We start from the raw sequence: 26330 nt of genomic DNA, 5'->3' as shown, positions 1-26330 counted from the left end.
ACTAACAACTAACAACTAACAACTAACAACTAACAACTAACAACTAACAACTAACAACTAACAACTAACAACTAACACAATCAACAGTATTATAGTTGCAACCCATTAAATGTGGAATAGCATAAACAACCTGCGACTGATGTCGCCATCAATACCAGCAATTATCAAAATAATCTTGTTTTTCTCAACTTGGATTGCTGTGTGGCTACCCGTAGCGATCGTACTGGCGATCGCCCTCAAATGGCATCCGCCCCAACCCCTGGGAAACAAAAAACTACCTTTACTCGCCTCCCTATACCTGATTGTACCCTTCATTTTGTGGGCGACAAGTTGGATCGAAAACACAACTTTTGCTAACTGGGGTTGGGATTGGCAACCCGCAGTTTTGATATCATTACTGGGGGGATTAGGATTAGGAATAATCAGCTTAGTAATTTTATTCGGTCTACAATTAACTGCAGGCTGGATCGAGTTAAAAAAAGGTGAAACTTCCACCGAAACAGGCGAAAAAAACATTAACTTCTGGGCATTAATCATTAATCCTGCTAGTCTGCTGACTCTGTTATTAGGACTGTGGATTAGCGCCACAGAAGAGTTAATCTTTCGCGGCTGCTTGCAAACAATCCTCCAGCAAGATTACTCAATATTAATAGCAAGTGCGATCGCCAGTTTCATTTTCGCGATCACCCACCTCATTTGGGCCGCCAAAGAAACCCTACCGCAACTGCCGGGATTGTGGGTGATGGGCATGGTTTTAACCTTAGCCCGCATCGCCGACAATAGCAGTTTAGGATTGGCGATCGGCATTCACGCAGCTTGGATTTGGGGTATAACTACCGTAGATACAGAAGGCGCAATTAAACCAACTTCTAAGGTACCAGAATGGATTACAGGAATTGCCGCAAAACCCCTAGCCGGTGCAGCCGGAATTCTGTTATTGCTAGCAACAGCAGCCGTACTTTTGTTAATTAAAAATTAAAACCTAATACCCCCAACCCCTTTAAAATTACCTATTCTCTTCCTCTGCGCCCTCTGCGGTAAAAAAAAGATTAGATTCAATAAAAAAACAAAACATAGATAACACAGCCATTAATCTGCGGTTAAAAATCAGACATTAATTCAAATGTCGATCGATCGTCACAATCGAAATAGGATTCAGCGCCTCAAAACGAGTCAAACTGCCGGCAGAAATAGAACGCGACAACTGCACCTGCACGATGCGGTAACTCCAGTGCGGTTCCCGGCGCACCCGATCGCCAATCCAGCTCAAAACAATAGCAATATCCTCAAAAACATCCAAAGCTAAGACAATCGAGCCTCCAGCGAGCAGCCGCAGGGCGCAAACGCCCAAAATTTTGGTCAGCCCTCCACCGCTGCAGCCAATAAAAATCCGGTGCGGCGGGCGCAAGCGGTGCAAAATTTCCGGTGCCCTGCCATGAATCGAAAGCACGTTTTGCAGCTCAAAACGACTACAATTGAGTTCGATCGCAGAAGTACCAGAAACCGTTTGTTCGATCGCGTATACCTCAGACTGCGGGAATAAACGAGCAATCTCGATCGACACAGAACCGTTACCAGCACCCACATCCCAGACAACTTGTTCCGGCCGCAAAGCCAACTGTGCCAGCACCAACACCCGCACCTCCCGTTCCACCGTCAAACCAAGCCTGTCGCCGCCACAGATAAAAGCTGCATCCGGAATCCCCAACGAAGGCAAACTTGCCAAATCCAAAGCTTCTGCGGGCGGGAACACCCTCTGCATTACAACCACGCTCAGAAGTGAAAAAGACTCTCCCAGCAAAGCTTCTAGAGAATAAAGACCCACCTTCTCCTCTGGAGAACCCAAATTTTCGCAAACCCAAAACTGATAGCGTGCCGGCAAATCTAGAGCTTTCACCAAATTTGCTAAAGCCGCCGGAGTGAGAGTTTCGTCCGCGAGCACGGCAATTTTTTCCACACCTAACTTAAGTTTTGCCGTCAGTTCCTCAAAATAACGTCCCTGGGAGGCCACAAAATGAGCATCCTGCCACGGGATTTGCAAGCGGTTGAAGGCCAGTTGCACCGAGCTCACATGGGGGTGAAATGTCAATTTATCTGGCGGAATTTGGGAAATTAGTAACTTTCCCCAGCCGTGGAACATGGGGTCGCCGGCTACTAAAATGACGATCGAACCTCGGCCCCTTTCCACAGTTTCCGCATCCGCCTCTAACTGCGGTACTTCCGCCAGCCAGCGCCGAATTTCGAGAATTGCTTCGGTTAAATCTTCCAACACCCAGCGCTCTCGGCCGCGATCGGGAAAATAGCTCAAATGTCGATCGCTCCCTACCAGCAGAGCGGCCGTTCCTACAACCTGCCGCGCCGATTCGCTCAGCCCAGCAGCTCCATCTAAACCAATACCAACAACGTGTACAGTCACTATTTAAGCAAAAAGTAAAAAACCAGAATTACTGATTTTTCCGGGTTTATCATAAATTTTTTGCTTGATTTTGTTACCAAGCCAGAATAATTAAAGCATTTAATATCGCCTTTCTCAGAAAGATGAGGCACTATCCGGCATCGGGCATCGGGCATCGGCCCGCGCAGGGCATCGGCCAAACAGGGCATCGGCGAAACAGGGCATCGGCGAAACAGGGCATCGGCCAAACAGGGCATCGGGCATCGGCCCGCGCAGGGCATCGGGCATCGGCCAAACAGGGCATACCTCACTTTTGTGAGAACCGCTATAGGCAGTATCCTGACCCTTGAAACAGAGGAGATGGGAGAGGCGGAGAAGGGCAGAATGGAGAGTGGGCAGAATGGAGAGTGGGCAGAATGGAGAGTGGGGAGAATTTTCCTTGATTGAGTCCTCTGAATTCTGACTTGTATCCGTTAAATTCCCTACCTAGCTCGTTGCCGAACTTCCCTCTTCCCTCGGACTTCTTTTCACCCGCTCAGCTTCGCCCTTATAGCCTTCTTCCTTCTTCCCTCTTCCTTCTTCCCTCTTGCTTACGTTAAAATTCAAAAACAGGCCAATCCGGTTGCCGCACGTAGCTAGTCATGTCGTCAAACTTCCGCAGTTCGGCTCGGTGCACGCACAGTTCTTGTGGCGTGTCAAGCCATTGGTCATTTAACTCAGACATCACGGCGGCCAAACGATCGCGGTCTAAATTCGGTCCGGTGTCCCCAAAATAAGCCAGAGTAATGTGTGCCGTCAAATGATATTGCTGTTCAATTCCTAAAGCAATTAAATCGGGATTTTGATAGATCGATCGCCGAAACTCTAGAATTTGCTTGTAAGAGTTTTCGTCAGTCGGTGCCAAACAAACACCCACAGCCCTAGTCATCACCATCAACCCCAGCACAGTCCAGCGAATCTCCGGGCCTCCCGCCAAGGGTTTGCAGGTGGCAAAACACTCTTTCATTCGATCGCGCAGTTGCTTCTCAAATTCTGGATTGTTCTCAGAGGCATCTTGAAAAGCGCTGCTCCAAATCAGATCTGCCACGGTTAAATGGAAGCTATCAGGAGGCAGTGCTACGATCGCACCGTCCGCGATTTCCTGCAATAGCCGTTGTTGGACTGACTGCAAATTACTATAAAGAGCAGTATTTTCTGCATCTTCCCCCGCAGGTGGCGTAATCACCGAATAACCCGGAAAAGGTACAGGATTTCTGTGACCGGCTTCATCAGGCTTAAATTTTGGAGATTCCTGGATGTGTTCCATCTGGGACTTATAGGAGTCCAGCAGCGTCATTCGCGCCACCCGGTTTACGTAAGCTTGATAAGTATCATCCAATCTTGATTTCCTCGCGGTGAAATACTCCCACACCAAATTTTATATTATGGTGCGGGCTTCCAACAGTCGGATTCAGGATATGTTGGACAAGCCGACGATCGTGCGACTCAAATTTTTTCCTGTACAGAGCTTTAAATATGCAGTTTTACCTATTTTGGGGGGAAGACGACTTTGCGATCGCGCAAGCAGTCACAAAATTGCGCCAAACAGTCCTGGACCCCAACTGGGCTAGTTTTAACTATGACAAGATAATCGCCGATCGGCCCGACGCAGTGATCGAAGGACTCGATCGAGCCTTAACACCCCCCTTCGGTAGCGGCAGCCGTTTTGTCTGGCTGACAAATACGACTCTCACCCAGCAGTGTTCTCCAGAACTCTTGGCCCAATTGGAACGGACGCTGCCGGTGATTCCCCCTACAACAGTGTTGCTGCTGACATCCGTCAAAAAACCCGACAGCAGGCTCAAATCTACCAAGCTACTCAACAAGTCCGGCGAATTTCGCGAATTTTCACCGATTCCGCCTTGGAATGACAAGGAATTAGCCCAGCGGGCGCGCCAAGTTGCCGGCGAAATGAACGTCAAATTGACCGCCACGGCGATCGAACTTTTGGCCGAATCCATCGGTAGCGATACCCGTCAGCTATACAGCGAATTAGAAAAATTACGGCTCTTTGCCGGCAACCGCAGCCAACCTCTCAACCCGGAGGAAGTAGCCGCATTAGTGCACTGTCACGCCCAGAATACCTTCCAACTAGCCGATGCAATTCGCGAGGGCAATACGGGAGGCGCTTTGGAGTTATTGGCGGGCTTAGCGGCCAAAAACGAGCCTGGTTTGAGGATTGTGGCGGGCTTGACTGGTAAGTTTCGGATTTGGCTGTGGGTAAAGGCAATGATCCAAGCGGGCGAGGGCGACGATAAAATTGCTCGATCTTTAGACCTCGGCAATCCCAAACGCATATACTATTTTCGTCAAGAAGTCAAGAACGCCAGCTTAGAAAAACTGCAAAAAAGTTTGCCTTTGCTCCTAGAATTAGAAGCTTCTTTAAAACGGGGCCGGGAAGAAATCTCAACTCTGCAAACCAAAGTTATAGAACTTTCTAGCTTGTTTCGCTGATGTCTTATTTTTCCTGCATCTGCAGCCCGAAGCGTTGTTTTTAGATTTTATTTAGATTTTCAATGCACTCCACAAATGAATCAAGGGAGCTTGCAGGAAATACTAAAAATTGGGGCGGATGGCGACTCTGTGACAGCAAATATCAGTGTTGGGCGGGATGAGTGTAAATTTTTACAACAAATTTTGCTGGCGCGTAGGTGCTTAATGCCCGATCGCACATCAAAAGGTTTTGAATAGATAGGAGAAATAGTCTCAGAATGCCACACTAGAAGCTAATGTGGTAAATAAATATTGTCCGCAGCCTAACGCCGATCGGTTAATAATATTATTTGCCGGCTCTCCAACCCCCCCCAAAAAAAAAAGAGCGCTACCCATGACACAACAAAACCTGCAGGAACTTCTCAAGCAGGGCGATCCAGATACGATCGCATCTAGCATCAACCGTACACTCCAACCCAAAGGCATCAAAGCCGACGTGACGCGGGACAACGGCTGCCTCCACATAATTTTGGAGTCCAGCAAAGTACCGAGTCAAATGGCATTGGTCGATTTCATCCGCAACGGGATGACGAATTTGGGAGTCGAATCAATTCATACTGTCAAGGTTTACGGACGTCGAACAGGTGACGGCTCGGCTGCGTGGGAAGATGAAATAAATCTGATGCCCGAAGAGTCGCTTTACCCCTCCGAGATTGGAATACCTGATGATTCTATAGGTTTAGATGATGTCGAACCCGAAGACGAAGACTATTATCAAGAATCAGAATTCGATCGAGATGACGGCGACGAAGACGAACACGAACACGAAGATATAGCCACGCCTGCGAAAAAACAATTCCCCAAATGGGTAATACCTGTGGGTATCTTAGTGCCTGTGGTGGCGATCGCAGGGCTTTACTTCACGGGAAATTTGCCCTTCGGCGGCTCGAACCCAGAACCAAGCGTCCCCGAAGCTGCTTCCCCCTCCCCCAAAGCCTCATCTAGCGCATCAAAAACCCCCACCGCACCCTCTCCAAACGCATCTGGCGCAACTCCAAAGCCAGCTTCTCCTGTAGCCAAAGCCTCTCCCACAGCAGCGCCCGCCAGCCCAGCTCCGACATCTCCAGCGCCCAAGGCAGCTTCTCCTGCACCAAAAGCCGTCGCGCCTAAGCCAGATCCTTGGAGAGAAGGCGTTAACAACGCTCAGAAGGCGGCTGTGTTGGCCCAGACGGCTCAGTCTCAAAATGAGTGGAGTGCAGTAGCAAGCGAGTGGCAGAAAGCGGTTGGGCTGATGAGAGCCGTGCCGTCAACTAGCCCGAACTATCAAAAGGCTCAGCAAAAAGCGGCAGAGTATCAGGCTAATCTGATTGTGGCCAACCGCAGGGCGGCGGCAGCGCCTTAAGCTTTTCTGTTTCAAGATGGACTCGTTGGGTGGGGGATTTCTTGGGATGATGTGAAGCCCAAAATTAGACTGGGTATGGGGAGACGGGGATACCGCTAAAGGTATCAATGGCTAGGAGCATCTTAGTTGGGCAAAAAGCATTTTTTGATTGATGCGATCGCACATCAAATGCCAAACACCAGATGCTCCTCAATGGCTTTACTGGATGTGAACTACCAGACGCTGATGCGTAGCATACAGCACTGGCTTCCTGATTCATTGGGATGTGCTGTTGCTATCCGTTGAAGCAAGTAGTCTGATCTTCCCTCCACAGGCAGGAGTCCTAGTTCCTAAGACCCATACTTTTTCTGGCTACACGCTCCGTTTAGCTTGGTTTTCGCCTAGGAGGATAGTGGTCAAGATAGTGCAATTGTATCACTGATTCGCTATCGCTCAACTTGTTTCTGGTTCGTTTTCATCCCGTCACCTGAGTACAGGTAGGGTGCGGGACTTCCCACTCACATTCAGTTAAATTATTTAATTTTTAATCTAAAGTCTTAAATCTCAGGCGGTATTACTCCGGCATTCTTGCCAGTGTCTGTTCCCAATGCACAAATATTGGCAGAAGTCAAACGCTTGTGGGTGACGGGAAATTAGTATTGGGCCGGGAAAACTCCTCCCGGCGCGCGGGAGTTGCTGTGCCGTTGGTTTTGGGTGAGGCAGGGTCTACTTGGTAAACTTGGATGCGATCGCGCCCAAGTCGTTTAGCTTCGTACAGCGCTCGATCGGCTGCAGCAATCAAAATCGAGGCCCCCGATTCAAAGGCAGGAACCATACTCGCTACACCCAGACTGACGGTGACGTATTGGCTTACCTGAGAACCAGCGTGAGGAAGCTGCAAAGCGGAGATTTTGAGCTGTATGTGTTCGGCTACTCGCACGGCTCCTTGAATCTCGGTATTTGGCAAAATTACGGCAAATTCTTCGCCTCCGTAGCGAGCTACTAAATCGGCGGGACGATCGACTGAACGGCCGATCGCGCTGGCGACTTGCCGCAAACATTCGTCTCCCCCTGGATGTCCGTAGGTATCGTTGTAACTTTTAAAAGAATCAATATCGCACAGAATCAGCGACAGAGGCGTTTGTTCCCTGGCTTGTCTGCGCCACTCAATGTCTAAATACTGATCGAACCGGCGGCGGTTTGCTAGCTGGGTGAGTGCGTCCAAAGTAGCCAAACGCTCTAACTTGAGGTTGGCTGCTTGCAATTGCTGGTAGAGTTCTGCTTGCTTGATCGCGATCGCCAACTGGGCGGCCAGATTCGACAGCAACTCCACCTCTAACTGCATCCACTGTCGGGGACGGGATTGGTGCGCCATCAGCAGCCCCCACAACTCCTCTCCTTGTACTAGTGGCACTACCAAATAAGCTTTCACGGCGAATTGTGCGAGCCAGTCAATTTGATATGGCGGCAAATCGGTCGCCGAGACATCGGCCACGGGTCGGATTGCTCGATGTTGGTACGCTTCGATATAGAACTCGTCAAAAGAGAAATTGTCTAGGGTTTCCCCCAGCATCGGCTTGCAGTTGGGAGCTACCGATTCTACTGTTACTGACCCCGTGGGTGCAGCGCAGAGATTGCCGCTACAGGGGTGGAAGCGGACGATCATCACTCGATCGGCTTGAAGGAACTGGCGTACTTCGTTGACAGTCGTGCTGAGCACTTCGCCCAAATCCAGAGACTGGCGGATGTGCTGAGTAATTGTCGCCATCAGCAGTTCCCGTTCGTTTTGCTGCCGCAGCGCTTCTTCTGCCCGCTTGTACTCGGTAATATCTTGAGCGGTGCCGAAAATTTGTTCGGGTTCACCTGATGCTTTGCGGGCGAACACTTGATCGCGACAGCGGAACCAGCGCCATTCGCCCGATCGATGTTTCAGTCGGTACTCCAACTCAACAATGCTGCCGTCTTGAGCCTGGGGAAATTTTTGCAGGTGGGCGGCAACCTTCTCCAAATCTTCTGGGTACACCAAACTGGAAAACAAAGCCGTTTGCATCTGTAAAATTTCTTGGGGATGGTAGCCGAGCAATTTAAAAGCCTGACCGTTAACGTAGACGTTACGCTGTTCGGTCAAATCGTAGATGTAGAGCAAATAAGGCGCCGCGTCTGCAATCTGCTGGATGAAATGTTGGCTCTCGCGCAATTCTTCCTCGACGCGCTGGCGCACTTGCACTTCTTCCAAAGCTTGATCCCGCATCGTGCGGTAAGCTTGGATGCGGTGAGTGAGGTCGGTCACGTCTTGAATCACCAACAGGGCGTAAAACGATTGGCAGTTTGATCCCAAAAAGTCGTAAGGCCAAATTGAACTCCCACTCTTTGAGGGCGCTGGAGAACCAACTGCTTCTGCTGGTGGTGCGATACCTTCTGGTTCCAACTCCACAGTCGATCGAACCAAGCCGATGACATCCAGTTCGGCAACGCCCGGTGGGAGTGCAGGGACAGCCGTCACAGTAGTTTGCTGGATGCGCTGCTGGCCGTCTTGCCAAGTTGCTGGAATCAGGTGCTTGTGAATTTGAGAAGAAAAAATTGTTGGCGGGCCTCCTGCAAAGATTTGCTCGAAGCGAGTTGCGTACTTTAGCTGGCTTAGGTGAGGAAAATGAGTTTTGATATTTGTTCCCAAGATTTGGTCGCGGGGAATTTTCGTCCAGTCTTCGAGACAGACATTCCAAAACAGCACCACAAAATCGTCTCGCAGCAAACACGCGCCGACTGGTACGCTGTCGAGAACTCCAAACTTTTCCTCAATAGTTTTGCTCTCTTGGATCATAGACCCCCGGCAAGTTGATTGATTGCAGCCAACAAGGTGTCAAAGGAATTGACATTGAAAATGAGGATGATATCTCCTTCAACGTGGAGTCTTTCAATAATGAAACGGGTCTGGGCTAATAAAACAACTGTATCAGTAGTCAAACCGCCAGATATCAGCAAACTACCGATCGTCCCTTCCATGTAATTGGGAATTGAGTAATTCAGGCGTTGTTGAAGTACGTTGCTGATTGCACCCATCACCCCGTTAATGACAATATTTCCTACTTCACTGAGCGTACCAATTTTGACTGCATCTAGGTCGTGAGTTCCGGCTTCTTCCCCGGTAAGCATGGTGACTAGACTGGCTGCGCTGTTGGTAGGAAAGACTAGCTGAGCAATGCCTCCAAAGGAGCCTGTAAATTTGAGCTGGACGGCGGCGATTTGTTCGCCATTGAGGTGTCCCTCTAATTGTGCTTGTACGTCGGCGGGAGACAGGATTTGGAGGTAGGGGATTTGCAAGCGAATGGGAGATTCAATCATGTCGTTCAAAATCCCCGCAGCTTGACCGATCCCGATGTTGACGAGTTCCTGCAAAGCATCGAGTTCTCGAGCGCTTAATTTCATTGGGTACTCTCCTCGCTGGGACTGAGAGCTTTTTTGATCCACCCGAGCAGTTCGTCTGAGTTGGGCATTTTGTGTATGACTGCTAGGGCTCCGAGATCGATACACTCGCAACGGGTGGTGGATTGAATGTCTGCGGTAATTACGATGACTGGAATTTTATATCCTCGTGAGCGCATGGCTTGCAGGACTTCCCTACCTTCCATTTCCGGCATCAACAGATCCAAGAGCATACAGTTTGGGGTTTTAGTGGCCAGCAGTTCTAGGGCTTCCGGGCCGCTCGATGCTTCCCAAGTCTCGTATCCTTCTGCTCGCAGGATTTTGCAGATTACCCTGCGAGTCAACCACGAATCTTCGACAACGAGAATTGATGTCACTACGTTCTCCTCCTTCTATTGTTTAGGACTGACCGGCGTTGCAGGTACTACTTTTATCTTGACAGTAGTTTAAACTGCACCGACGGGGCGCGATCGAGCGATCGGTCGAATTGCTGTTCTTAAAAATTAACGCATTAATGTATTGAATAGTTGAGCATCTTTTTCTCTGGAAATAAAAAACCCGGTTTCGGAGAGAAACCAGGTTTGCGGGAACTGTATTGCTCCGTGCGAACCGGCGCTCAGTTATAGATTACCAAACGCTTTTTGAGGGACTCTACTCGTCCTTTAGCAGTGGCATTATCTGGATCGCAGGCGAGAGCTTGTTCGTACATTTCCAAGGCTTGAGATATTAATTTTTTGCGCTCGTAAGCGTGACCCAGATTATTGAGAGATGTAACGTATTCGGGCTGCAACTTCAGGGCTTCTTTGTAATTGCGGATCGCGATGTCGTACTGTTCTTGGCCGAAGTGTGCAAAACCCAGAGCGTTGTAAATAAACGCTGGATTTTCATCGCCTTCTAATTCTTGGGCTTTCAGAGCTTTTTGAAACAGTACGGTAGCCTGCGAATAAAGCTTCTTATCTACATAGATACTTCCTAATTGGTAGTATTCCTGTGCTGTGCCTTTTTCGGTGGTCAGCTTATTTTCTAAGCGTTCCAGAGACATTTCCAGCTTCCTAGTTTTGAGAATTTGGCGGACAATAAACCAGGAACTGCTGCCAAGTATAGCCAGCAGAACTGACAGGTAAACAATCAGCAAATTACTATCCATGTTTTTTTTAAATTAGGTAGGTCTGTGGAGGGTTTTATTTATTTTAATGCGCGAGCAATCTTGAAAATTTGCTGCAACTGTATAAAAAACAAGTGGCGATCGAATAGGGCGATCGCGATTGCGGAAAAAGCAAGAATTCAGAAGTAAGAACAAAGAAGGAAAAGTTAGTCTCAACCTCCTAAATTTATCAGGAGTTTTCCTTCTCTGGCAGATAGCTAAATCTTTCCTACTTCTGCTTTTTTCCTGCTCAAAACCGATCGAGCTTTCAAGCAGCAGCTCGGTTGGCCATTTCTACCACTTTACCGAAAGTTGCCGGGTCAATGATTGCCATTTGTGCCAGCATTTTGCGGTTGATTTCGATATTAGCCTTCCTCATGTTGCCGATCAGCTTGCTGTAACTCGTACCGTGTAGGCGAGATGCGGCATTGATCCGAGCAATCCACAGGCGGCGGAAATCGCGCTTGCGTTTTTTGCGATCGCGATAACTGTTACGCAGGGCCTGCATCACCCGCTGGTTAGCTGTGCGGAACTGTTTCGACTGTGCGCCTCGGAAACCCTTGGCCAATTTGAGAATTTTTTTGCGGCGCGCTCTGGCGACATTACCGCGTTTTACCCGTGTCATTTTTAATTTCCGTTAAACTTTACAAGTATGGAAGCATTAACCGGACGTTAGCGTCGTTGGTCTCATCAATGACGACCAGCTTAGATAGACGGCTTTTGCGAGCTGAACTTTTGTGTTGCAGCAAGTGGCTTTTGTAGGCTTTGCGGCGCACAATTTTACCGGTGCCGGTCGCTCTAAAGCGCTTTGCGGCTGCTTTGCGAGTTTTGAGTTTTGGCATGAGCTGGTGTTATTTGGACACAAGGCTCAAAGGTATCACGTTTTTGGTACTTTCTGCAAGGGAGATTTGCGGGGGGGATTTAGGGAGAGCTTCGGAGGGCGATCGCGCCATCACCTTGGTTTCGCGCAACCCCAGATTGTAGAATTTTCAGGCTGAGGTCGATCGAGCTAACCGTCCCGAACCATCCAAACCAACATCCCCAAAAGCGGATCCACAGGAGGCACAGCAGAGCCATGGAGGTCAATTGTCAGAGTTTTTGCCTCCAACTTCAAAAATCTCCCAACAGTAACGCTGCTGATGATGCAGTAAATTCTGGCGATCGGGATATTGTTAATTTCATTAAACTTTTGAGCCACCACCATTTAGGCCGCGCACTGTCCCAAACCCACTTTCAAATCAGCTTTTTTTGCTTCAACAATCACAAATGCAGGCGCTTCGATTAATATTTGTTCGGGAGAGCGACTGATTTAAAAATCGCAAACTCCGCTCAATCCCAACTCCGGCTCAACATTAAAATCTTCTCCCAAAAATAGACTCACTTGCTGCTGTAAAATCTTGCGGACTTTGACTAAAATAGGACTAATAATTAGTTCCGATCGCGCTTTTTAAGAACCCGTAGCGGTGGCCAGCGGCAATCCTTGAATTAGCGATTATATCAAATAGGAGCTAGGATCTATCGACTCGGTTGGTGGCAAAATTCTCCCTGCTTCTACTGTTGTTAAGCCAAAAACCAGTTTAGCCCTTCGGAGTGTAAATTCACTGTAGGGCATGGAAAAAACCATTTTTATTAATGTTAATTCGGATTGACTGCAGTTGAAGGCGGGCGCTTTTTGCCGGAAGTTGAACCGATCGCACCTAGTCGCATTTTAGCAGGATTGCTCGAAGATACAGCGCCTTGGGCGATCGGCTAATCTTGCAGTTGTTTGCAGCAATGGACACCGACCTGTCGCCCCGTCAGCTAAAGTTATTAGTTATTGGTTATTGGTTATTAGTCAGCATTGAGTAGTCAGTAGTTATTGATTATTTGCGATCGAAACTAATTCCCAATTCCCAATCCCTCCGCTTCGCGCTCGCCCAATTCCCAATCCCTCCGCTTCGCTCCGCCCAATCCCTCCGCTTCGCGCTCGCCCAATCCCTCCGCTTCGCTCCGCCCAATCCCTCCGCTTCGCGCTCGCCCAATTAAACAAAAAAAATAGGCTGGCCGTATTTCACAGCGCCTATCTCAATCGAAATTATAATGGCTCCCCGCAACGCCGTCTTACCTCAGCTTTTGACCTGGTATTTTACCAGGTGGGCACCGTTGGCTCGGACTTAAAGTTTCTGGGTACAAGCCCAGTTTACTGCTGTCCAAACATCTTGATTCCCGAGAGTTAAGAGTTATAGATCAAAAAAACATTATTGGCAGTCACCAACGTCGCAGTAGAACCTTTATTTAATATACAGCAACTAACCAGATTTTGGCAAGCTTCAAGCAATTTAAGCTGCATACCAGATGGATTCTACGGTTTGAGCGATCGCACTCGCGGACGTTTGCCCATTTTGCACCGATTCTGCGTCGAGTACAACTGTAACGTGACCGAGTTTGCGACCGGGACGCGATAGTTTCTTACCATACCAATGTACAAAAGCGCCACTAATTTGTGCCAGTTGTTTTCGTTTTTCTACATAATCGGACTCGACCGACTCGTAGCCGAGCAAATTTACCATCACAGCACCTGCACATTTCAAATCGCAATTGCCTAAAGGGAGTTGACAAACTGCGCGCAAATGCTGTTCAAATTGTGAAGTTTCGCAAGCATCGATGGTGAAATGTCCCGAGTTGTGGGTGCGGGGGGCAATTTCATTGACTAACAGCTTATTGTCGGCGGTTAAAAATAATTCTATGCCGAATACGCCGACAGCTTCCAAACTGTTGAGGAGAGTGCGGGCGATCGCACCTGCTTCGGCTTTCAGATCTAAACTAATATCGGCGGGCGCGATTACCACGCGACAAACCTGATTTTGCTGTTGGGTTTCGACGATCGGGTAAATTGCAATTTCGCCAGCGGGCGATCGAGCAGCAATCACGGCCAACTCGCGATCGAACGGCACATACTCTTCTACCAGTAAAGACTGGCCTTTAAGTTTAGCACTAATCGACTCAAAACTCTCCCGATCCTTGACAATAAAAGTACCTTGGCCGTCATAACCGTGACGGCGAACTTTGACCACAAACGGAAAGTCGATCGGCAAATCCGCGCCGCAATCCCATGTCCAAAACCTCGGAGTTGGCAAACCCAAACCTTTTAAATAACAGCGCTGCACGTACTTATCCAACAACGGAGAAAGCGACGACAAACTCGGCTGAAATAAAACACCTTGCTGTTCTAGCGATCGCAAACCATCTAAATCAACAAACTCATTTTCAAAAGTAATAACATCGCAGCCAGTAGCCAATTGTGCAGTAGCATTAACATCATCAATAGCAGCCAAAACAGCACCCGCAGCAACCGAAACTGCCGGGTCAGTAGCATTAGGAGTTTGCACTACCAATTCAATACCCAGCGCGCTAGCAGCATCTCCCATCATCGAAGCTAGCTGGCCGCCGCCGACAACGCCCACCCGCTTCAATTTGGCAGACGAACTCGCAGCGGTTTGATTTGATTTCATGTGAGTAAAATTCCTGGTGTCAACTTTCCTATTTTATCGCGATTTGTCCCCCGATGAATTACATTAATTGAACAGTTAAAAGCCAGAAAAGAGTTTTAATTGCATGATTTTTTCGAGGCAGAACCTAGAAAAAATGGGTGGCGAAAGTCTTTAATTCTTGCACGAACCCAGCATTAGGGAAACAGCAGTTGAGCCGCAGCCTTCCATAAAAGTGCCACATCTAGCAATTCCCTAGCGCTAAGCATGGCATAATTGAGGGCGCTGCAAAAAGCAGATAGACAGGTGCAAACACTGAAAATCAAACATTCAGAGAACAAAATTTATAGGTGAGGATGCTGTGAAAGTTTTGGTTGTGGGGAATGGAGGTCGCGAACACGCGATCGTAAAAAAACTGCTAGAATCTACGCGGATTAAACAAGTCTTCTGCGTACCTGGCAACGGTGGCACAGCTACCACCAAAGGCTGTCAAAATCTGTCGCTCAACATCGACGACTTCCAAGGCATCGAACGCTTTGTGATGGTCAACAACATCGGATTAGTGATAGTAGGGCCCGAATTGCCCCTATCGCTAGGCATCGTTGACTACTTCCAACAAAAAAAAGTGATGATTTTTGGCCCCACTAAAGCCGGTGCCCAAATAGAATCGAGCAAATCCTGGGCCAAACAATTGATGCTCGAAGCAGGCATCCCCACACCCAAAGCTGCCGTATTTACCAACGCAGAAGCCGCCAAAGCCTACGTTGTGGAGCAAGGAATTCCCATAGTCATCAAAGCAGACGGACTAGCATCAGGCAAAGGAGTCACCGTTGCTACTACCATCAAAATGGCTCACAGTGCCATCAACACCATTTTCCGCGGCGAATTCGGCAGCGATAACATCCGAGTCGTTGTCGAAGAATTTTTAACAGGTCAAGAAGTCTCGATTCTCGCCCTCACCGACGGAATCGTAGTAGAACCCCTGCTGCCGGCCCAAGACCACAAAGCCATCGGCGAAGGCGACAAGGGAGCCAACACAGGCGGTATGGGAGCCTACGCCCCAGCCCCAATTGTCACCCCGGAACTGATGGACAGGATTCAAACAGAAGTTCTCGAACCTACCGTCGCAGCGCTGCAAAAACGCAATATCGACTACCGGGGCGTTCTCTACGCAGGTTTAATGATTACAGCGGAAGGAGAACCGAAAGTCTTAGAATTTAACTGCCGTTTCGGAGATCCCGAAACTCAAGCGGTTTTGTCCCTGTTGGAAACTCCCCTAGAAGATTTGGTGCTGGCTTGTTGTCAGCAGCGTCTCGGCGAATATCCCATTCGCTGGAAGTCGGGGGCTGCTGTGTGCGTAGTTTTGGCTTCGGGGGGCTATCCTGGAAGTTACCAAAAAGGCAAAGTTATTACAGGTATTGAGGAAGCTGAAGCCAACGGTGCAGAGGTGTTTCACGCCGGTACTCAGTTGAAGCAGCAGTTAGTTACCGAGGGCGGCCGCGTTTTGGGCGTGACTGCGACGGGGGAAACTTTGGAACAAGCTATAAACAAAGCTTACACAGCGGTAGATTGCATCCAATTTGAAGGTGTCTACTGTCGCCGCGACATCGGCCGCCGAGCCCTGGGCGATCGCAGCAATTAGGCATTGCGCGATCGACCGCCATCGGAAAGCCAAGCATTCTCAAAGTAGAAGTGTAACAATGAAGTTTGGCATCTCTGCGGTGGCGGTAGCGGACAAGTCGCTGCAGAAAATTCGATCGACCAAAAACTCTATTAAGCAAATTTACCTAATTAAACGTGAAATATCGATCGCTAAAAAGATTGCTGTGTATATCTTCTTCCCTTTTACCTTCTTGCCCGATCGCTAATGACCCATGACCCATGACCCATGACGGAAAGGGAGCGGGGACACTCGCACTACTACTGACTAATAACTACTGACTACTGACTAATAACTACTGACTACTGACTGGGGACACTCGCACTACTACTGACTAATAACTACTGACTACTGACTAATAACTACTGACTACTGACTACTGACTACTGACTACTGACTAATAACTACTGACTTAATCTTGTTTTTAATATTGAACTGGTGAACTGGTAAAATGCTGGCCATACTAAACAAAATCGGAGAAATTATTGCCCGCTGGTGGTCGGATTTTACCCTCCAGACTCGCCTGATGGCTGCTGCTACCCTCGTAGTTTCGTTAATTATGAGCGGCTTGACTTTCTGGGCCGTGAATACTATCCAGGAAGATGCCCGACTTAACGATACCCGCTACGGCCGCGATCTCGGCTTGCTGTTATCGGCAAATGTGGCGCCAATGATTGCGAAGAACGATCGCTCCGAAGTCGCCCGCTTTTCCCGACAATTTTACAGCAGCACCTCCAGCGTCCGCTATATGCTGTACGCCGACGAAGGAGGAGATATTTTTCTGGGGATACCTTTCTCCGAATCCGAGGTGCGTACTTCCCTGACACTGCGCCGCCAAATTAAACTCCCGGATAATTTTATCGCCGACATTGAGGCGAGAAATTTGACTTCTGTGCCTTTGGTGCGGCAGCATTTGACGCCCGATGGAGAAGTTACCGACGTATTTGTGCCACTAATTCACGAAGACAAGTATTTGGGAGTTTTGGCGATCGGCATTAACCCCAATCCCGCAGCAGTTATCTCTTCAAATCTGACTAGGGATGTCACATTAGCAGTATTTGTCACGATTTGGGTGATGGTAATTTTGGGCGCTGTATTTAATGCCCTGACCATAACTCACCCGATCAAACAATTAGTTTTCGGAGTCAAAAATATCGCGGGCGGGAATTTTAAGCAGCGAGTTGACCTACCTTTAGGAGGAGAATTGGGTGAGTTAATCGGCAGTTTTAACGAGATGGCTGAAAAACTCGAAAGTTATGAAGAACAAAATATTGAAGAGTTGACAGCGGAAAAAGCGAAGTTAGAAACTTTGGTTTCAACTATTGCTGACGGGGCGCTGTTGTTGGATGCGAATTTGCAGGTAATTTTAGTCAACCCAACGGGCCGGCGGATTTTTGGATGGGAAGGTAAAAATGCGATGGGAATTAATGTCCTGCAGATTTTACCAGCAGAAGTGCAGCGCGATTTGGCAAGACCCCTGCAGGAAATAGCTGCGGGCGATCGCGAAGGCGGCGAATTTCGGATTTCTCTAAAAGAACCAGTCAACCGCACAATTCGGATTCTGCTAACCACCGTAATTCTCCACAAAGCCCCTGGTGCAGAACCGCTTTGCAAAAGCTGCGTCCGCGACGAAGAAAATACCTGTACCGAGTCGCAACGCCCGATCGCAGTAGAGTGTACTTTCTACGAAGAAGCCTCCAAACATCAAGGTTCTGGACAGTACCGAGAAAGTCTCAAAGGCATCGCCATGACAGTTCAGGACATCACCCGCGAAGTAGAATTAAATGAGGCTAAAAGCAATTTTATTAGCAATATTTCTCACGAATTGAGAACGCCTTTATTTAATATCAAATCTTTTATTGAAACTCTCTACGAGTACGGAGAAGACCTGCAAGAAAGCGAGCGCCGGGAATTTCTAGAAATTGCCAATCGAGAAACCGATCGCCTCACCCGTTTAGTCAACGACGTGTTAGACTTGTCGCGCCTGGAATCCTGCCGAATCTATGAATTAGAGGCCGTTGACCTCCCGCAAGCAGTTGAACAAACCCTGCGGACTTATCAGTTAAATGCCAAGGATAAAGGCATCGAATTAGAGCAACAAGTTGACCCGTGTTTGCCGCCCGCTTTAGGTCATTACGATTTGCTGCTGCAAGTATTTGCAAATTTAGTAGGAAATGCCTTAAAGTTTACCGAGGCTGGCGGCAAAGTGGCAATTCGAGCGTATTTGATAGAGTCGGAGGAGGCAACCCACAAAGACGACACATCCGGGAACCACAACTTATTACCTGACTCTATAGATTTTCCGGTAGTGCGGATAGAAATTTCTGATACTGGTATTGGTATAGATACCGCAGACCAAAAAGCAATTTTCGAGCGCTTTTTCCGGGTAGAAAACCGAGTTCACACTCTAGAAGGAACGGGGTTAGGTCTTTCTATTGTCCGCAACATTATTGACAAGCACCACACTAAAATTAATTTAGTGAGCGAAGTTAATGTGGGTACGACTTTCTGGTTTGACTTAGCAGTTTATCAGCCGAAACAATCACTAGATATGGAAAATGCTTGGCCGGTGGAAGCACAGGTTGAGACTGAAACAACTTCGACGAGTCATGTTAAGTAAACTAGACTTACGCACACCATTCTATATATAACAGTTCTCAAAAAAATGAGATCTTGACTGACCGATATACGTCAGGTTCGATCGTTCGGAATGCGAGTTTTTTCTACATCAGACTCGCATTCCGCACGTGCGATCCGCTTTTGTTATGGTAATTAACCGGACATGGTATTAGTTATTATTGGAGCTCAGGCTAAACGGTGTGCGATCGAGTCTCCGGATTAATCAGTCTGACAAAATACTGACATCATCATTTTTTATGATCCTTATCTGTCGTATCTAAGCTCAATTTTACCGATAAAACTACATACCAACACCAAGAAGTCCCAATCCCAAATAATCCCGTCTCTGTCAAATTAGTCATTAGCATAAATGTTAATAAATATAAAGGCAAAGCTGACTCGGGAAAACTTTCTTTAACTAGGTACTTTATACCTCTAAATATATTATTAAAAAATGACAAAATAAACAACAACAATCCGACCCAACCCAGTTCGCAAAGTAGATCGATAAAACCATTGTGAGAGTGGGGTGGCACAAAACCAGTTTTAACTACCACAATTCCGTAAGCTGGATTGTCCAAGCCACGCCAAGGCTGCCAAAATCCTGCCATCCCATAACCAAATAGGGGATTATTTTGATTAATTCGATCAATAATTAAAGGCCAAAAATCGGTTCTACCCGTTAAAGTCATATCTTTTTGCAAACCATCGACAACAATAGCCTCTAAATTATTTAATACTAAAATACTTATACCTATACTCGTCACCAAAAATAATATAAAGCAGACAAAAGCCCATTTTACAGGTAATTTTTTTAATAGGGCTAGATAACTCCACAAACTGATTAATACCACTGTCAAAATTCGACTAGCACCACTACAACCTTTTTGCAACCCCACTAAAGCTATTAGGGTTATAAATAAGGAGAAATATCGATATTTCTTTTCTTTAAAAGCATATAATATCCATAAAGAAGCAGTATTAGCCATTTGAAAAGAAAAAGGGTTTTTATGACCGACAACTCCTCTCCAACAACCGTCCGCTGCTGGATTTGTTTTCACAACTCCCCATAAAGCTAATATACAACTTAGCCATCTCAATAATCCATAAATTTCCGACCAACTATACTGTTTACCGACATAAATAGAAACCAGTGTTATTTGCCACAGAGCACAAACAGCCCGTAAAGTAATTTCAGGAGTTTGTGACCACAAGCCAGATAGAGTCACCATCAACAAAAACAAACCCAAAAAAGGGTCTCCTGATATCCATTTAATGACTAGATAAACTGTTTTATGGATAGTTTTAGTTAAGCGAGGAAATAACATTAATATCATCGCACTATAAATAGCAATTTGACCAATAATTGTTGGGGGTGTAGTGTTAAAATTATATAAAACGCTAGGATGGAGTTTAGGAAAGGGCATGGCAGTGATACCAGTGAAGGTTAAAAAAAATATCACCACAAAAATCTTTTCTAATGTGACACCAAATTTGGGATATCGTGCGACTAAAATATAAAGAGTTACACAGAAGATGGCCGCTAAACAGAAAAGCATCAACGCAAACATCGGCACCCTTAAAATATCTTTCATGGCTTGACCTCTATCATCAAATTTGTTGCTACCTATGAAATGGCTTACCGTTCCTGCCTTAAAAGTGCCACTGCTGGTGCTGGTACTCACTCTCTCCTACCCTCAAACCAACTTCGCTCAGTCCGGCTCCCCCGCAATCAGGATTAATACTGACTATTATTTAGGTGGTGGAGACAATATCAAAATTGATATCTACGATTTGCCCCAGCTTAGTGGGGAGTATCAAATTCCCGCTGGGGGAGCTATTCAAATCCCGATTATTGGTAGTGTTTCCCTTCAAGGATTAACTTTAGAACAGGCCGCCCAAGTTATCACTAAAGCTTATGGTCGCATCGTCAAAAGACCTTTAGTTACCATCAGCTTACAAGCTGCCCGCCCGCTGAATATTTGGTTGTCCGGTGAAATAAGTCGTCCCGGCTCCTACTTATTACCTCTAGCTAATGGAGGTGGAACTAGCCCATCGGTGCAGTTTCCCACACTTCCTCAAGCTTTAGAAAAAGCTGGGGGTATTCGAGCTAGCGCCGATATCCGCCGAGTAATTGTCCGACGTCGGGTCAATGGCAACCAACAAATAACTATAACTTATAACCTATGGGATTATTTACAAACTGGTCAAACAACCCAAGATATAACGTTGCGAGATGGAGATCAAATATTGGTTCCCCCTCAAGAAACAATTAACTTAGCAGAAGTAAATCAAGTTAGTGAATCTAACTTTTCTCAACCAGCAGAGCAACCCCGTACTGTGTCAGTATTCGGAGAGGTAAAGCGCCCGGGTAGGTATGTAGTGATCGGTGGTGATACCCAAAATGGTCAAAGAACCAACGGACAACCGACCATCATTCGAGCTTTACAACTAGCTGGGGGCATCACATCAATCGCTGATATTCGCCAAATTCAACTTCAACGTTATACTAGAAGCGGCAAACAACAAATCAGCACTATTAACCTCTGGCAATATTTGCAAGAACAAGATACATCTCAAGATACTATGCTGCAAGAAGGGGATATTATTTTTGTCCCGACCGCGACGGCGATCGACCCAGGAGAAGTTTCTGTTCTAGCTAATGCTAGCTTTGCTCCGGGGACTGTGCAAGTGAGTGTTATCGGAGAAGTCAATACTCCGGGGGGACTCAAATTACCTCCTAATACTACTTTAAATCAAGCAATTATGAGTGCGGGGGGTTTCAGAGCAAGTCGCGCTAACTCTAAAGCTGTGGAACTGATCCGGCTGAATCCTAATGGCACTATATCCCGTTCCCAAATACAAATTAATTTGAATCAAGGAATCGATGCTCAAACCAACCCACTTATTCAAGATAATGATATAATTATAGTGGCACGTTCTAGGACTGCTATCTGGGGGGACAATATTAATACGATTCTCGCACCATTTGGTAATATTATTGGTGGAATACTCGTTCCTACCAGGCTCATAGAACTGTTAAAGCTATTAGGAAATTAGGAATCAAATAACATTTGTCTTATGGATAAAAAACTGTTTTCTTCCATCAAGAATGACCTTAATGCTCAATATCTGTCTGTCCCCTCCGCTAATTACCTAGCTAATACCCCAGAGGAGGATGACCAAGTCCTTGATATGAATTGGGTAATAGCTGTCGTCAAACGTCGCCTTATGGTGATGACCATAGTAGCTGCTAGCATAGCTACTTTGAGCGGTAGTTTCATTATCTGGAATGCCAAAAAGATTGTTTCTGATTACGAAGGAAAATTTACTGTTTTAGTAGAACCTCTTACGACGGACGATCGGCTATCAAAGCTCTTAGTCCAAGCTCAAAATAATAGTTTAGGTATAACAGACTTGAACAAAATTAAATCATCAGCGGAAGACGGTTCCTCAGTGGATTATCAAAGTTTGACGCGGGTTTTGAAAACCCCAGAAGTGCTAATACCATTAATTAATAAATTACAAAAAAGATATCCAAATATTGAATATAAAACTCTCAAAAATCGCTTAACTATCGAACGTGTGACTTTCTTGCGAGATGGAAAGCAGGGGGGTACTAAACTCCTAGATATTAGATACCGCGATCCCAACCCCAAGCGCATAAAATATGTGCTGGAAGAAATGGCCAAATATTACGTAGAATATATGGACAAAGAGCGCTTAAGAGTTGGCAAACAAAGTATAGATTTTATTGCTAGACAAATATCACCCCTCCAGCAGAAAGTAGATAACTTGCAACAAGAATTACAAGTATTAAGAGTTAAGTATAGCTTTAATCAACCAGAACTACGCAGCCGCAGCCTATCAGATCAGCTAGATAGTTTAGCTAATCGTCGCCTCGAAGTACAAGCACAACTAGCAGAAAGTAGGCAGCAATATGAAAGCTATAAAAAAATATCTTTAACGGGCGATAATCGCTGGATTGTTGATGTTAGACCAAAGTCTTATGAAAGTTTAATGAGCAAAGTAAATGAAATAGAGTCGCAATTAGCTTTAAGCTCTACTCAGTTTTATGAAAATAGCCTTCCCATTCAATCTTTGCGGGAAAAACAGCAAAGTTTGCGCGATTTAATGCAAAAAGAAGCTGAGTCTGTCCTCCTTCAGATGAAATCACAACTAGAACAGTTGGAAGCTCGCGAGCGATTGATAACTAATAGCCAAAATTTACTGCAAGCAAAAATCACTCAAATGCCCCAAGCTCAACGTCGCTATGATGAAATACAATTAAAACTAGAACTAGCTAAAGATACTCTCAAACTGTTCCTAGAAAAACAAAAAACCTTACAACTAGATGCTGGTCAAATTGATGGCTCTTGGCAAATTATATCTAAACCACAGTTAGTCACAGAGGACAATGGTGATCTCCATATAGTCCAACCAAAACCAACCAAGCGCCACTTAGCTATAGCGATCGTGATTAGTAGTTTACTAGGTATTGCTGTAGGTTTCTTAGTAGAAGTTTTAAATACTGTTTTCCATACTCCAGAAGAAATTAAATCCTTAGCTAAACGCCCCCTTTTGGGAGTTATCCCGATCGCCAAAGCAATGAATATTAAATCTCGTAGGAGGCAAAGGATATCAAGTAAGTTCACTAGCGTAAATTCAACAACTCACAGCGCAGGTTTAAGACAAATAATAATGTCTAACGATCGGGATTTTCCTTTGATTGAGGCATTTCATTACTTATATGCAAATATTCAGTTATTAAATGCTGAAGATCCAATAAGTTCTTTAACTATCACTTCGACTGCTAAAGGTGAGGGTAAATCCACTGTAGCAGTTTATTTAGCTAAAACTGCTTCTGCTGTAGGTAAGCGAGTATTATTAGTAGATGCTAATATGCGTTTTCCTCAACTGCACACATACCTTGGCATCTCAAATATGAGAGGTTTAAGTGATGCTTTGACTTCTGATTTAAGTTTAAATGAGGCTATTCAGCGATTACCTGACGATGAGAATCTTTTTGTCCTCACTGCTGGTACTATTCCCCCAGATCAAATTAAATTACTTTCTTCAAAAAAAATGCACTATTTAATGGAGCAGTTCCTGGTATTATTTGATTTGGTAATTTACGATACGCCACCTTTAATTGGTTTAGCTGATGGTCATTTAGTAGCTTCTCAAACTAATGGTACAGTGCTGATAGTAAAAATAGAAAAGACCGATAGAGACATGGTAAGCAAAGCTTTAGATCAACTAAATGCAGCCGATATTAAAGTATTTGGAGTAGTAGCTAATGGGGTTAAGGGAAGATAAATGAGAGCCCCGACTGCTTTAAAAAGTGGGGTGATAAGCAGGGCTGATTCATTCTACAAAAAATGATAATTTTGTAGGGTCGTGCCCCGTGCCGACCCTATTCACCGACGATTTGTCCTCATTTCATGGGCTGGAGTAACCACGGGGTGATTACCCCTACAAGAGAATGAATCAGCTCTGGGGTGGTAAGCTGTCGCCCATTTAAATTGCATATTCGGGACGCTGCTCAGAGCAAGATCCCACTAATGGTTTGATTGATTCTTGACACACAATTTAAATAGAGAACAGCTTAATTATATCAAGACCTAAGAAAGAGTCTTTCTAGCGCGTTCCGATCGCTCTTCTGCGGTATCCATGACATCAGCCATTTTATCCACCATTTCCCCTGGATAATTTTCCAGTACCCGAGTGGAAAGGGAAATCCGCCCGCGACCTTCGTCGAGGTCAACTACCAGCGCCTTTATAGGTTGACCGGGAGCAAAAACCTGTGCCAGGTTATCAATATATTTTTGGCTGATTTGCTTGATGTGGAGTAAACCGCTAACTCCTTCCAAGTCCACAAACACGCCAAAAGGCTTGATGCTGCTAACTTTTCCTTCCACTAACTGACCGATTTGCAACTGACTGAAGGCGCTCGATTGAGAGGCCATCCGCTGGGAAAGTACGAGTTTGTCTCGATCGCGATCCACTTCCAAAAAATTCACCGTCAAAGATTGACCAATTAACGATTCTATGTTATCGCGTTGGGCTAAGTGCGATCGGGGAATAAAACCGCGCATTCCCTCAACGTCCACCGTCACGCCGCCCTTATTCGCGCCAGAAACCCGCACCTGAAGCACTTTACCGGTTTCCTGCAATGCAACTAAATCTTCCCAAGCTTGCTGAACTTGTAACTGTTTCAGAGACAGAGTAACTTGGCCGTCTGCGTCTTGTTCCCGGATAATTAAAAAGTCCTGTTCCTCGTTTAGCGGAACCACTTCCGACAAATCCGTAACCGTTCTCAAAGCAGCCTCTGCGATCGGCAAAAAAGCCGAAGACTTGCCGCCGATATCAACATACGCACCGTTTGAGTCGTACTCGAACACTTTGCCGCGCACGACTTGTCCCTTCTGGAACTCGTAATTGTGCTGTTCGAGGGCTTTAGCAAAATCATCCATTGAAAAAGATGCTTTTGCGCTTTGAGAACCTGTAGATTTGGAATTCATGTCAGTTTATTTATCAGTTGTCAGTTGTCAGTTGTCAGTTGTCAGTTGTTAGTTGACAGTTGTCATATGTTGAAGAAAGAAGGAAGATTTTCCCCCACTCTCCCACTCTCCCACTCTCCCACTCTCCTATTCTCCCACTCTCCCCATCTCCCCATCTTCCACTCTCTAAGCTAGTTGAAGTTCGTGATGAAATAACTGCTTCACCTGCACCCACGACTCTGCTGCGGCGGTAGCGTCGAAACTGCCGCGATGGTCGCAGAAAAAGCCATGATCCGCATTGTACTGGAAAATTTGGTGAGGAATTCTGTGTTTTTCCAATTCGGCAGCGATTTGGTCAACTTGTTCTTTGGGAATGCTGGGGTCTTGAGTGCCAAAAAAGGCGTAGAGAGTGCCTTGAATGTCGGCTGTACGGGCGATCGTCCGAGTATCGCCACCGGGGGTATTCGTAGCGATACCAGCGCCGTAGAAAGACGCTGTAGCCTTGATTTCGGGCAAAGTAGCGGCAAGGTAGGCTACGTGTCCGCCGAAGCAGAAACCGATGCAGCCAAAACCTTGTGGTTTGACGAATGGTAAAGTTTTGAGGTAATCGATGGTGGCTTGAATGTCACTGAGGAGTTCGGATGCGGTAGTTTGTTCTTTGTATTCTCTGCCGATTTCGATATCTTCCGGCGCGTAACCGGTTTCAAAGTTGGGGGCTTGGCGCTGGTAGATGGCCGGGGCGATCGCCACATATCCTTCCTTTGCTATTCTGTCAGTAACCTCGCGGATGTGCGAGTTAACGCCAAAGATTTCTTGGATGACGATAACTGCGGGAAATTCGCCGGCGGTGGCGGGTTGGGCTAGGTAAGCGGCAATTTGTAAATCTTTGTTGGGAATTGTGACGTTAGCTGTGCGAATTTCTGGGTTAGTCATAGTGAGTTTGAGTGCAATTATATTTCATTTGTGAATGAGATTTTTTTTAACGAACCGCGAAGGCGCGAAGAACACGAAGGAAGAAAAGAGAAGTTTTTTTGGCGAAAGTCTTTCTTTTCTTCTCTTCGCGTCCTTTGCGTCTTCGCGGTTTGTTTCAAAAATCTATTTTACAACATCACATTTGGGAATTGTGACGTTAGTTGTGCGAATTTCTGGGTTAGTCATAGTGAGTTTGAGTGCAATTATATTTCATTTATGAATGAGATTTTTTTTAACGAACCGCGAAGGCGCGAAGAACACGAAGGAAGAAAAGAGAAGTTTTTTTGGCGAAAG

General features: G+C 46.3%; 24 protein-coding genes and 1 other RNA gene. 10 read left to right on the top strand and 15 right to left on the bottom strand.

Going from position 1 to position 26330, the window contains the following annotated elements; all coding sequences use genetic code 11:
- Positions 1-109 precede the first annotated feature (109 nt).
- Positions 110-979: a CPBP family intramembrane glutamic endopeptidase gene (locus tag QUA97_RS24875; protein ID WP_333196778.1), complete on the top strand. Its 870-nt coding sequence runs from the start codon at positions 110-112 to the stop codon at positions 977-979.
- A gap of 135 nt (positions 980-1114) precedes the next feature.
- On the opposite strand, the gene cbiE is transcribed toward QUA97_RS24875, so the two are convergent.
- Complete coding sequence (cbiE, locus tag QUA97_RS24870; protein WP_194066180.1) at positions 1115-2416, bottom strand: precorrin-6y C5,15-methyltransferase (decarboxylating) subunit CbiE; 1302 nt, start codon at positions 2414-2416, stop codon at positions 1115-1117.
- A gap of 574 nt (positions 2417-2990) precedes the next feature.
- Positions 2991-3731 carry a DUF1868 domain-containing protein gene (locus QUA97_RS24865; protein ID WP_194010020.1) on the bottom strand — a complete coding sequence of 247 codons (741 nt, stop codon included), beginning with the start codon at positions 3729-3731 and terminating at the stop codon, positions 2991-2993.
- 179 nt (positions 3732-3910) lie between these two features.
- On the opposite strand from QUA97_RS24865, the gene holA reads away from it, so the two are divergent.
- The 3 genes from holA (at position 3911) to QUA97_RS24850 (ending at position 6269) form a co-directional block, all read left to right on the top strand.
- Positions 3911-4888, top strand: a complete 978-nt coding sequence (gene holA, locus QUA97_RS24860) for a DNA polymerase III subunit delta (protein WP_194066182.1) — start codon at positions 3911-3913, stop codon at positions 4886-4888.
- Positions 4889-4963: 75 nt separating this feature from the next.
- On the top strand, positions 4964-5125 hold the full coding sequence (locus tag QUA97_RS24855) for a hypothetical protein (RefSeq protein WP_194066183.1): 162 nt from the start codon (positions 4964-4966) through the stop codon (positions 5123-5125).
- 136 nt (positions 5126-5261) lie between these two features.
- Positions 5262-6269 (top strand): hypothetical protein, encoded by a 1008-nt coding sequence (locus QUA97_RS24850; RefSeq protein WP_194066184.1) that lies wholly within the window; start codon positions 5262-5264, stop codon positions 6267-6269.
- A gap of 607 nt (positions 6270-6876) precedes the next feature.
- Here QUA97_RS24850 and QUA97_RS24845 read toward each other — a convergent pair.
- The 6 genes from QUA97_RS24845 to rpmI all read right to left on the bottom strand — a co-directional run bounded on the left by QUA97_RS24845 (position 6877) and on the right by rpmI (position 11657).
- Positions 6877-9069 carry a sensor domain-containing diguanylate cyclase gene (locus QUA97_RS24845; protein ID WP_333196773.1) on the bottom strand — a complete coding sequence of 731 codons (2193 nt, stop codon included), beginning with the start codon at positions 9067-9069 and terminating at the stop codon, positions 6877-6879.
- Positions 9066-9674 (bottom strand): chemotaxis protein CheC, encoded by a 609-nt coding sequence (locus tag QUA97_RS24840; protein WP_194066186.1) that lies wholly within the window; start codon positions 9672-9674, stop codon positions 9066-9068. The genes QUA97_RS24845 and QUA97_RS24840 overlap by 4 nt, the downstream gene beginning before the upstream one ends.
- Positions 9671-10048, bottom strand: a complete 378-nt coding sequence (locus tag QUA97_RS24835) for a response regulator (RefSeq protein ID WP_194066187.1) — start codon at positions 10046-10048, stop codon at positions 9671-9673. The genes QUA97_RS24840 and QUA97_RS24835 overlap by 4 nt, the downstream gene beginning before the upstream one ends.
- Before the next feature lie 239 nt (positions 10049-10287).
- Positions 10288-10818 (bottom strand): tetratricopeptide repeat protein, encoded by a 531-nt coding sequence (locus tag QUA97_RS24830; RefSeq protein WP_194066188.1) that lies wholly within the window; start codon positions 10816-10818, stop codon positions 10288-10290.
- Positions 10819-11083: 265 nt separating this feature from the next.
- Complete coding sequence (rplT, locus tag QUA97_RS24825) at positions 11084-11440, bottom strand: 50S ribosomal protein L20 (protein ID WP_194009998.1); 357 nt, start codon at positions 11438-11440, stop codon at positions 11084-11086.
- 19 nt (positions 11441-11459) lie between these two features.
- Complete coding sequence (gene rpmI, locus QUA97_RS24820) at positions 11460-11657, bottom strand: 50S ribosomal protein L35 (RefSeq protein WP_194009999.1); 198 nt, start codon at positions 11655-11657, stop codon at positions 11460-11462.
- On the opposite strand from rpmI, the gene QUA97_RS24815 reads away from it, so the two are divergent.
- Complete coding sequence (locus QUA97_RS24815; protein WP_333196767.1) at positions 11656-11799, top strand: hypothetical protein; 144 nt, start codon at positions 11656-11658, stop codon at positions 11797-11799. The two genes, rpmI and QUA97_RS24815, sit on opposite strands and share 2 nt — an antisense overlap.
- A 25-nt stretch (positions 11800-11824) precedes the next feature.
- Here the strand turns inward: QUA97_RS24815 and QUA97_RS24810 are convergent, their stop codons facing one another.
- The 4 genes from QUA97_RS24810 to QUA97_RS24795 all read right to left on the bottom strand — a co-directional run bounded on the left by QUA97_RS24810 (position 11825) and on the right by QUA97_RS24795 (position 14306).
- The gene (locus QUA97_RS24810; RefSeq protein WP_333196765.1) at positions 11825-12013 is read right to left on the bottom strand and encodes a hypothetical protein; all 189 of its coding nucleotides are present in this window, start codon (positions 12011-12013) and stop codon (positions 11825-11827) included.
- 664 nt (positions 12014-12677) lie between these two features.
- On the bottom strand, positions 12678-12836 hold the full coding sequence (locus tag QUA97_RS24805) for a hypothetical protein (protein ID WP_194066189.1): 159 nt from the start codon (positions 12834-12836) through the stop codon (positions 12678-12680).
- Positions 12837-12895: 59 nt separating this feature from the next.
- A non-coding RNA gene (ssrS, locus tag QUA97_RS24800) (6S RNA) lies at positions 12896-13083 on the bottom strand.
- Positions 13084-13133: 50 nt separating this feature from the next.
- Positions 13134-14306, bottom strand: a complete 1173-nt coding sequence (locus QUA97_RS24795; RefSeq protein ID WP_333196762.1) for a 5-(carboxyamino)imidazole ribonucleotide synthase — start codon at positions 14304-14306, stop codon at positions 13134-13136.
- A 337-nt stretch (positions 14307-14643) separates the two neighbouring features.
- On the opposite strand from QUA97_RS24795, the gene purD reads away from it, so the two are divergent.
- The 3 genes from purD to QUA97_RS24780 all read left to right on the top strand — a co-directional run bounded on the left by purD (position 14644) and on the right by QUA97_RS24780 (position 18562).
- Positions 14644-15924, top strand: a complete 1281-nt coding sequence (purD, locus tag QUA97_RS24790) for a phosphoribosylamine--glycine ligase (protein WP_194066191.1) — start codon at positions 14644-14646, stop codon at positions 15922-15924.
- Positions 15869-16150: a hypothetical protein gene (locus QUA97_RS24785; RefSeq protein WP_333196781.1), complete on the top strand. Its 282-nt coding sequence runs from the start codon at positions 15869-15871 to the stop codon at positions 16148-16150. Before purD ends, QUA97_RS24785 begins: the two co-directional genes overlap by 56 nt.
- Positions 16151-16393: 243 nt before the next feature.
- Positions 16394-18562, top strand: coding sequence for a HAMP domain-containing sensor histidine kinase (locus QUA97_RS24780; RefSeq protein WP_194066193.1), 2169 nt, complete (start codon positions 16394-16396; stop codon positions 18560-18562).
- Positions 18563-18809: 247 nt separating this feature from the next.
- On the opposite strand, the gene QUA97_RS24775 is transcribed toward QUA97_RS24780, so the two are convergent.
- Positions 18810-20156 carry an O-antigen ligase family protein gene (locus QUA97_RS24775; protein ID WP_194066194.1) on the bottom strand — a complete coding sequence of 449 codons (1347 nt, stop codon included), beginning with the start codon at positions 20154-20156 and terminating at the stop codon, positions 18810-18812.
- Positions 20157-20190: 34 nt separating this feature from the next.
- Between QUA97_RS24775 and QUA97_RS24770 the strand changes: the two genes are divergently transcribed.
- Positions 20191-21621 (top strand): SLBB domain-containing protein, encoded by a 1431-nt coding sequence (locus tag QUA97_RS24770; protein ID WP_194066195.1) that lies wholly within the window; start codon positions 20191-20193, stop codon positions 21619-21621.
- Between the two features lie 21 nt (positions 21622-21642).
- The gene (locus QUA97_RS24765) at positions 21643-23880 is read left to right on the top strand and encodes a GumC family protein (protein ID WP_194066196.1); all 2238 of its coding nucleotides are present in this window, start codon (positions 21643-21645) and stop codon (positions 23878-23880) included.
- A 305-nt stretch (positions 23881-24185) separates the two neighbouring features.
- On the opposite strand, the gene QUA97_RS24760 is transcribed toward QUA97_RS24765, so the two are convergent.
- Entirely contained in the window at positions 24186-25085 is a 900-nt protein-coding gene (locus QUA97_RS24760) for a S1 RNA-binding domain-containing protein (protein ID WP_194066197.1), read from the bottom strand.
- 165 nt (positions 25086-25250) lie between these two features.
- A complete protein-coding gene (locus QUA97_RS24755) occupies positions 25251-25997 on the bottom strand; it encodes a dienelactone hydrolase family protein (protein ID WP_194066198.1) in 747 nt (248 codons plus the stop codon).
- Positions 25998-26330 lie beyond the last annotated feature (333 nt).

This window comes from Microcoleus sp. CZ3-B2, assembly GCF_036705055.1.
Lineage (GTDB): Bacteria > Cyanobacteriota > Cyanobacteriia > Cyanobacteriales > Microcoleaceae > Microcoleus.
Note: the sequence above shows the minus strand (reverse complement) of the source record. Positions and strands in the feature narration are given on the sequence as shown.

Excerpts from the sequence above, each read along its gene's own strand:
- QUA97_RS24875 (WP_333196778.1), top strand. The coding sequence starts at position 110 with ATGTGGAATAGCATAAACAACCTGCGACTGATGTCGCCATCAATACCA.
- QUA97_RS24865 (WP_194010020.1), bottom strand. The coding sequence starts at position 3,731 with ATGACGCTGCTGGACTCCTATAAGTCCCAGATGGAACACATCCAGGAA.
- holA (WP_194066182.1), top strand. The coding sequence starts at position 3,911 with ATGCAGTTTTACCTATTTTGGGGGGAAGACGACTTTGCGATCGCGCAA.
- QUA97_RS24855 (WP_194066183.1), top strand. The coding sequence starts at position 4,964 with ATGAATCAAGGGAGCTTGCAGGAAATACTAAAAATTGGGGCGGATGGC.
- QUA97_RS24850 (WP_194066184.1), top strand. The coding sequence starts at position 5,262 with ATGACACAACAAAACCTGCAGGAACTTCTCAAGCAGGGCGATCCAGAT.
- QUA97_RS24845 (WP_333196773.1), bottom strand. The coding sequence starts at position 9,069 with ATGATCCAAGAGAGCAAAACTATTGAGGAAAAGTTTGGAGTTCTCGAC.
- QUA97_RS24840 (WP_194066186.1), bottom strand. The coding sequence starts at position 9,674 with ATGAAATTAAGCGCTCGAGAACTCGATGCTTTGCAGGAACTCGTCAAC.
- QUA97_RS24830 (WP_194066188.1), bottom strand. The coding sequence starts at position 10,818 with ATGGATAGTAATTTGCTGATTGTTTACCTGTCAGTTCTGCTGGCTATA.
- rplT (WP_194009998.1), bottom strand. The coding sequence starts at position 11,440 with ATGACACGGGTAAAACGCGGTAATGTCGCCAGAGCGCGCCGCAAAAAA.
- QUA97_RS24815 (WP_333196767.1), top strand. The coding sequence starts at position 11,656 with ATGAGCTGGTGTTATTTGGACACAAGGCTCAAAGGTATCACGTTTTTG.
- rpmI (WP_194009999.1), bottom strand. The coding sequence starts at position 11,657 with ATGCCAAAACTCAAAACTCGCAAAGCAGCCGCAAAGCGCTTTAGAGCG.
- QUA97_RS24795 (WP_333196762.1), bottom strand. The coding sequence starts at position 14,306 with ATGAAATCAAATCAAACCGCTGCGAGTTCGTCTGCCAAATTGAAGCGG.
- QUA97_RS24780 (WP_194066193.1), top strand. The coding sequence starts at position 16,394 with ATGCTGGCCATACTAAACAAAATCGGAGAAATTATTGCCCGCTGGTGG.
- QUA97_RS24775 (WP_194066194.1), bottom strand. The coding sequence starts at position 20,156 with ATGAAAGATATTTTAAGGGTGCCGATGTTTGCGTTGATGCTTTTCTGT.
- QUA97_RS24770 (WP_194066195.1), top strand. The coding sequence starts at position 20,191 with ATGAAATGGCTTACCGTTCCTGCCTTAAAAGTGCCACTGCTGGTGCTG.
- QUA97_RS24765 (WP_194066196.1), top strand. The coding sequence starts at position 21,643 with ATGGATAAAAAACTGTTTTCTTCCATCAAGAATGACCTTAATGCTCAA.
- QUA97_RS24760 (WP_194066197.1), bottom strand. The coding sequence starts at position 25,085 with ATGAATTCCAAATCTACAGGTTCTCAAAGCGCAAAAGCATCTTTTTCA.
- QUA97_RS24755 (WP_194066198.1), bottom strand. The coding sequence starts at position 25,997 with ATGACTAACCCAGAAATTCGCACAGCTAACGTCACAATTCCCAACAAA.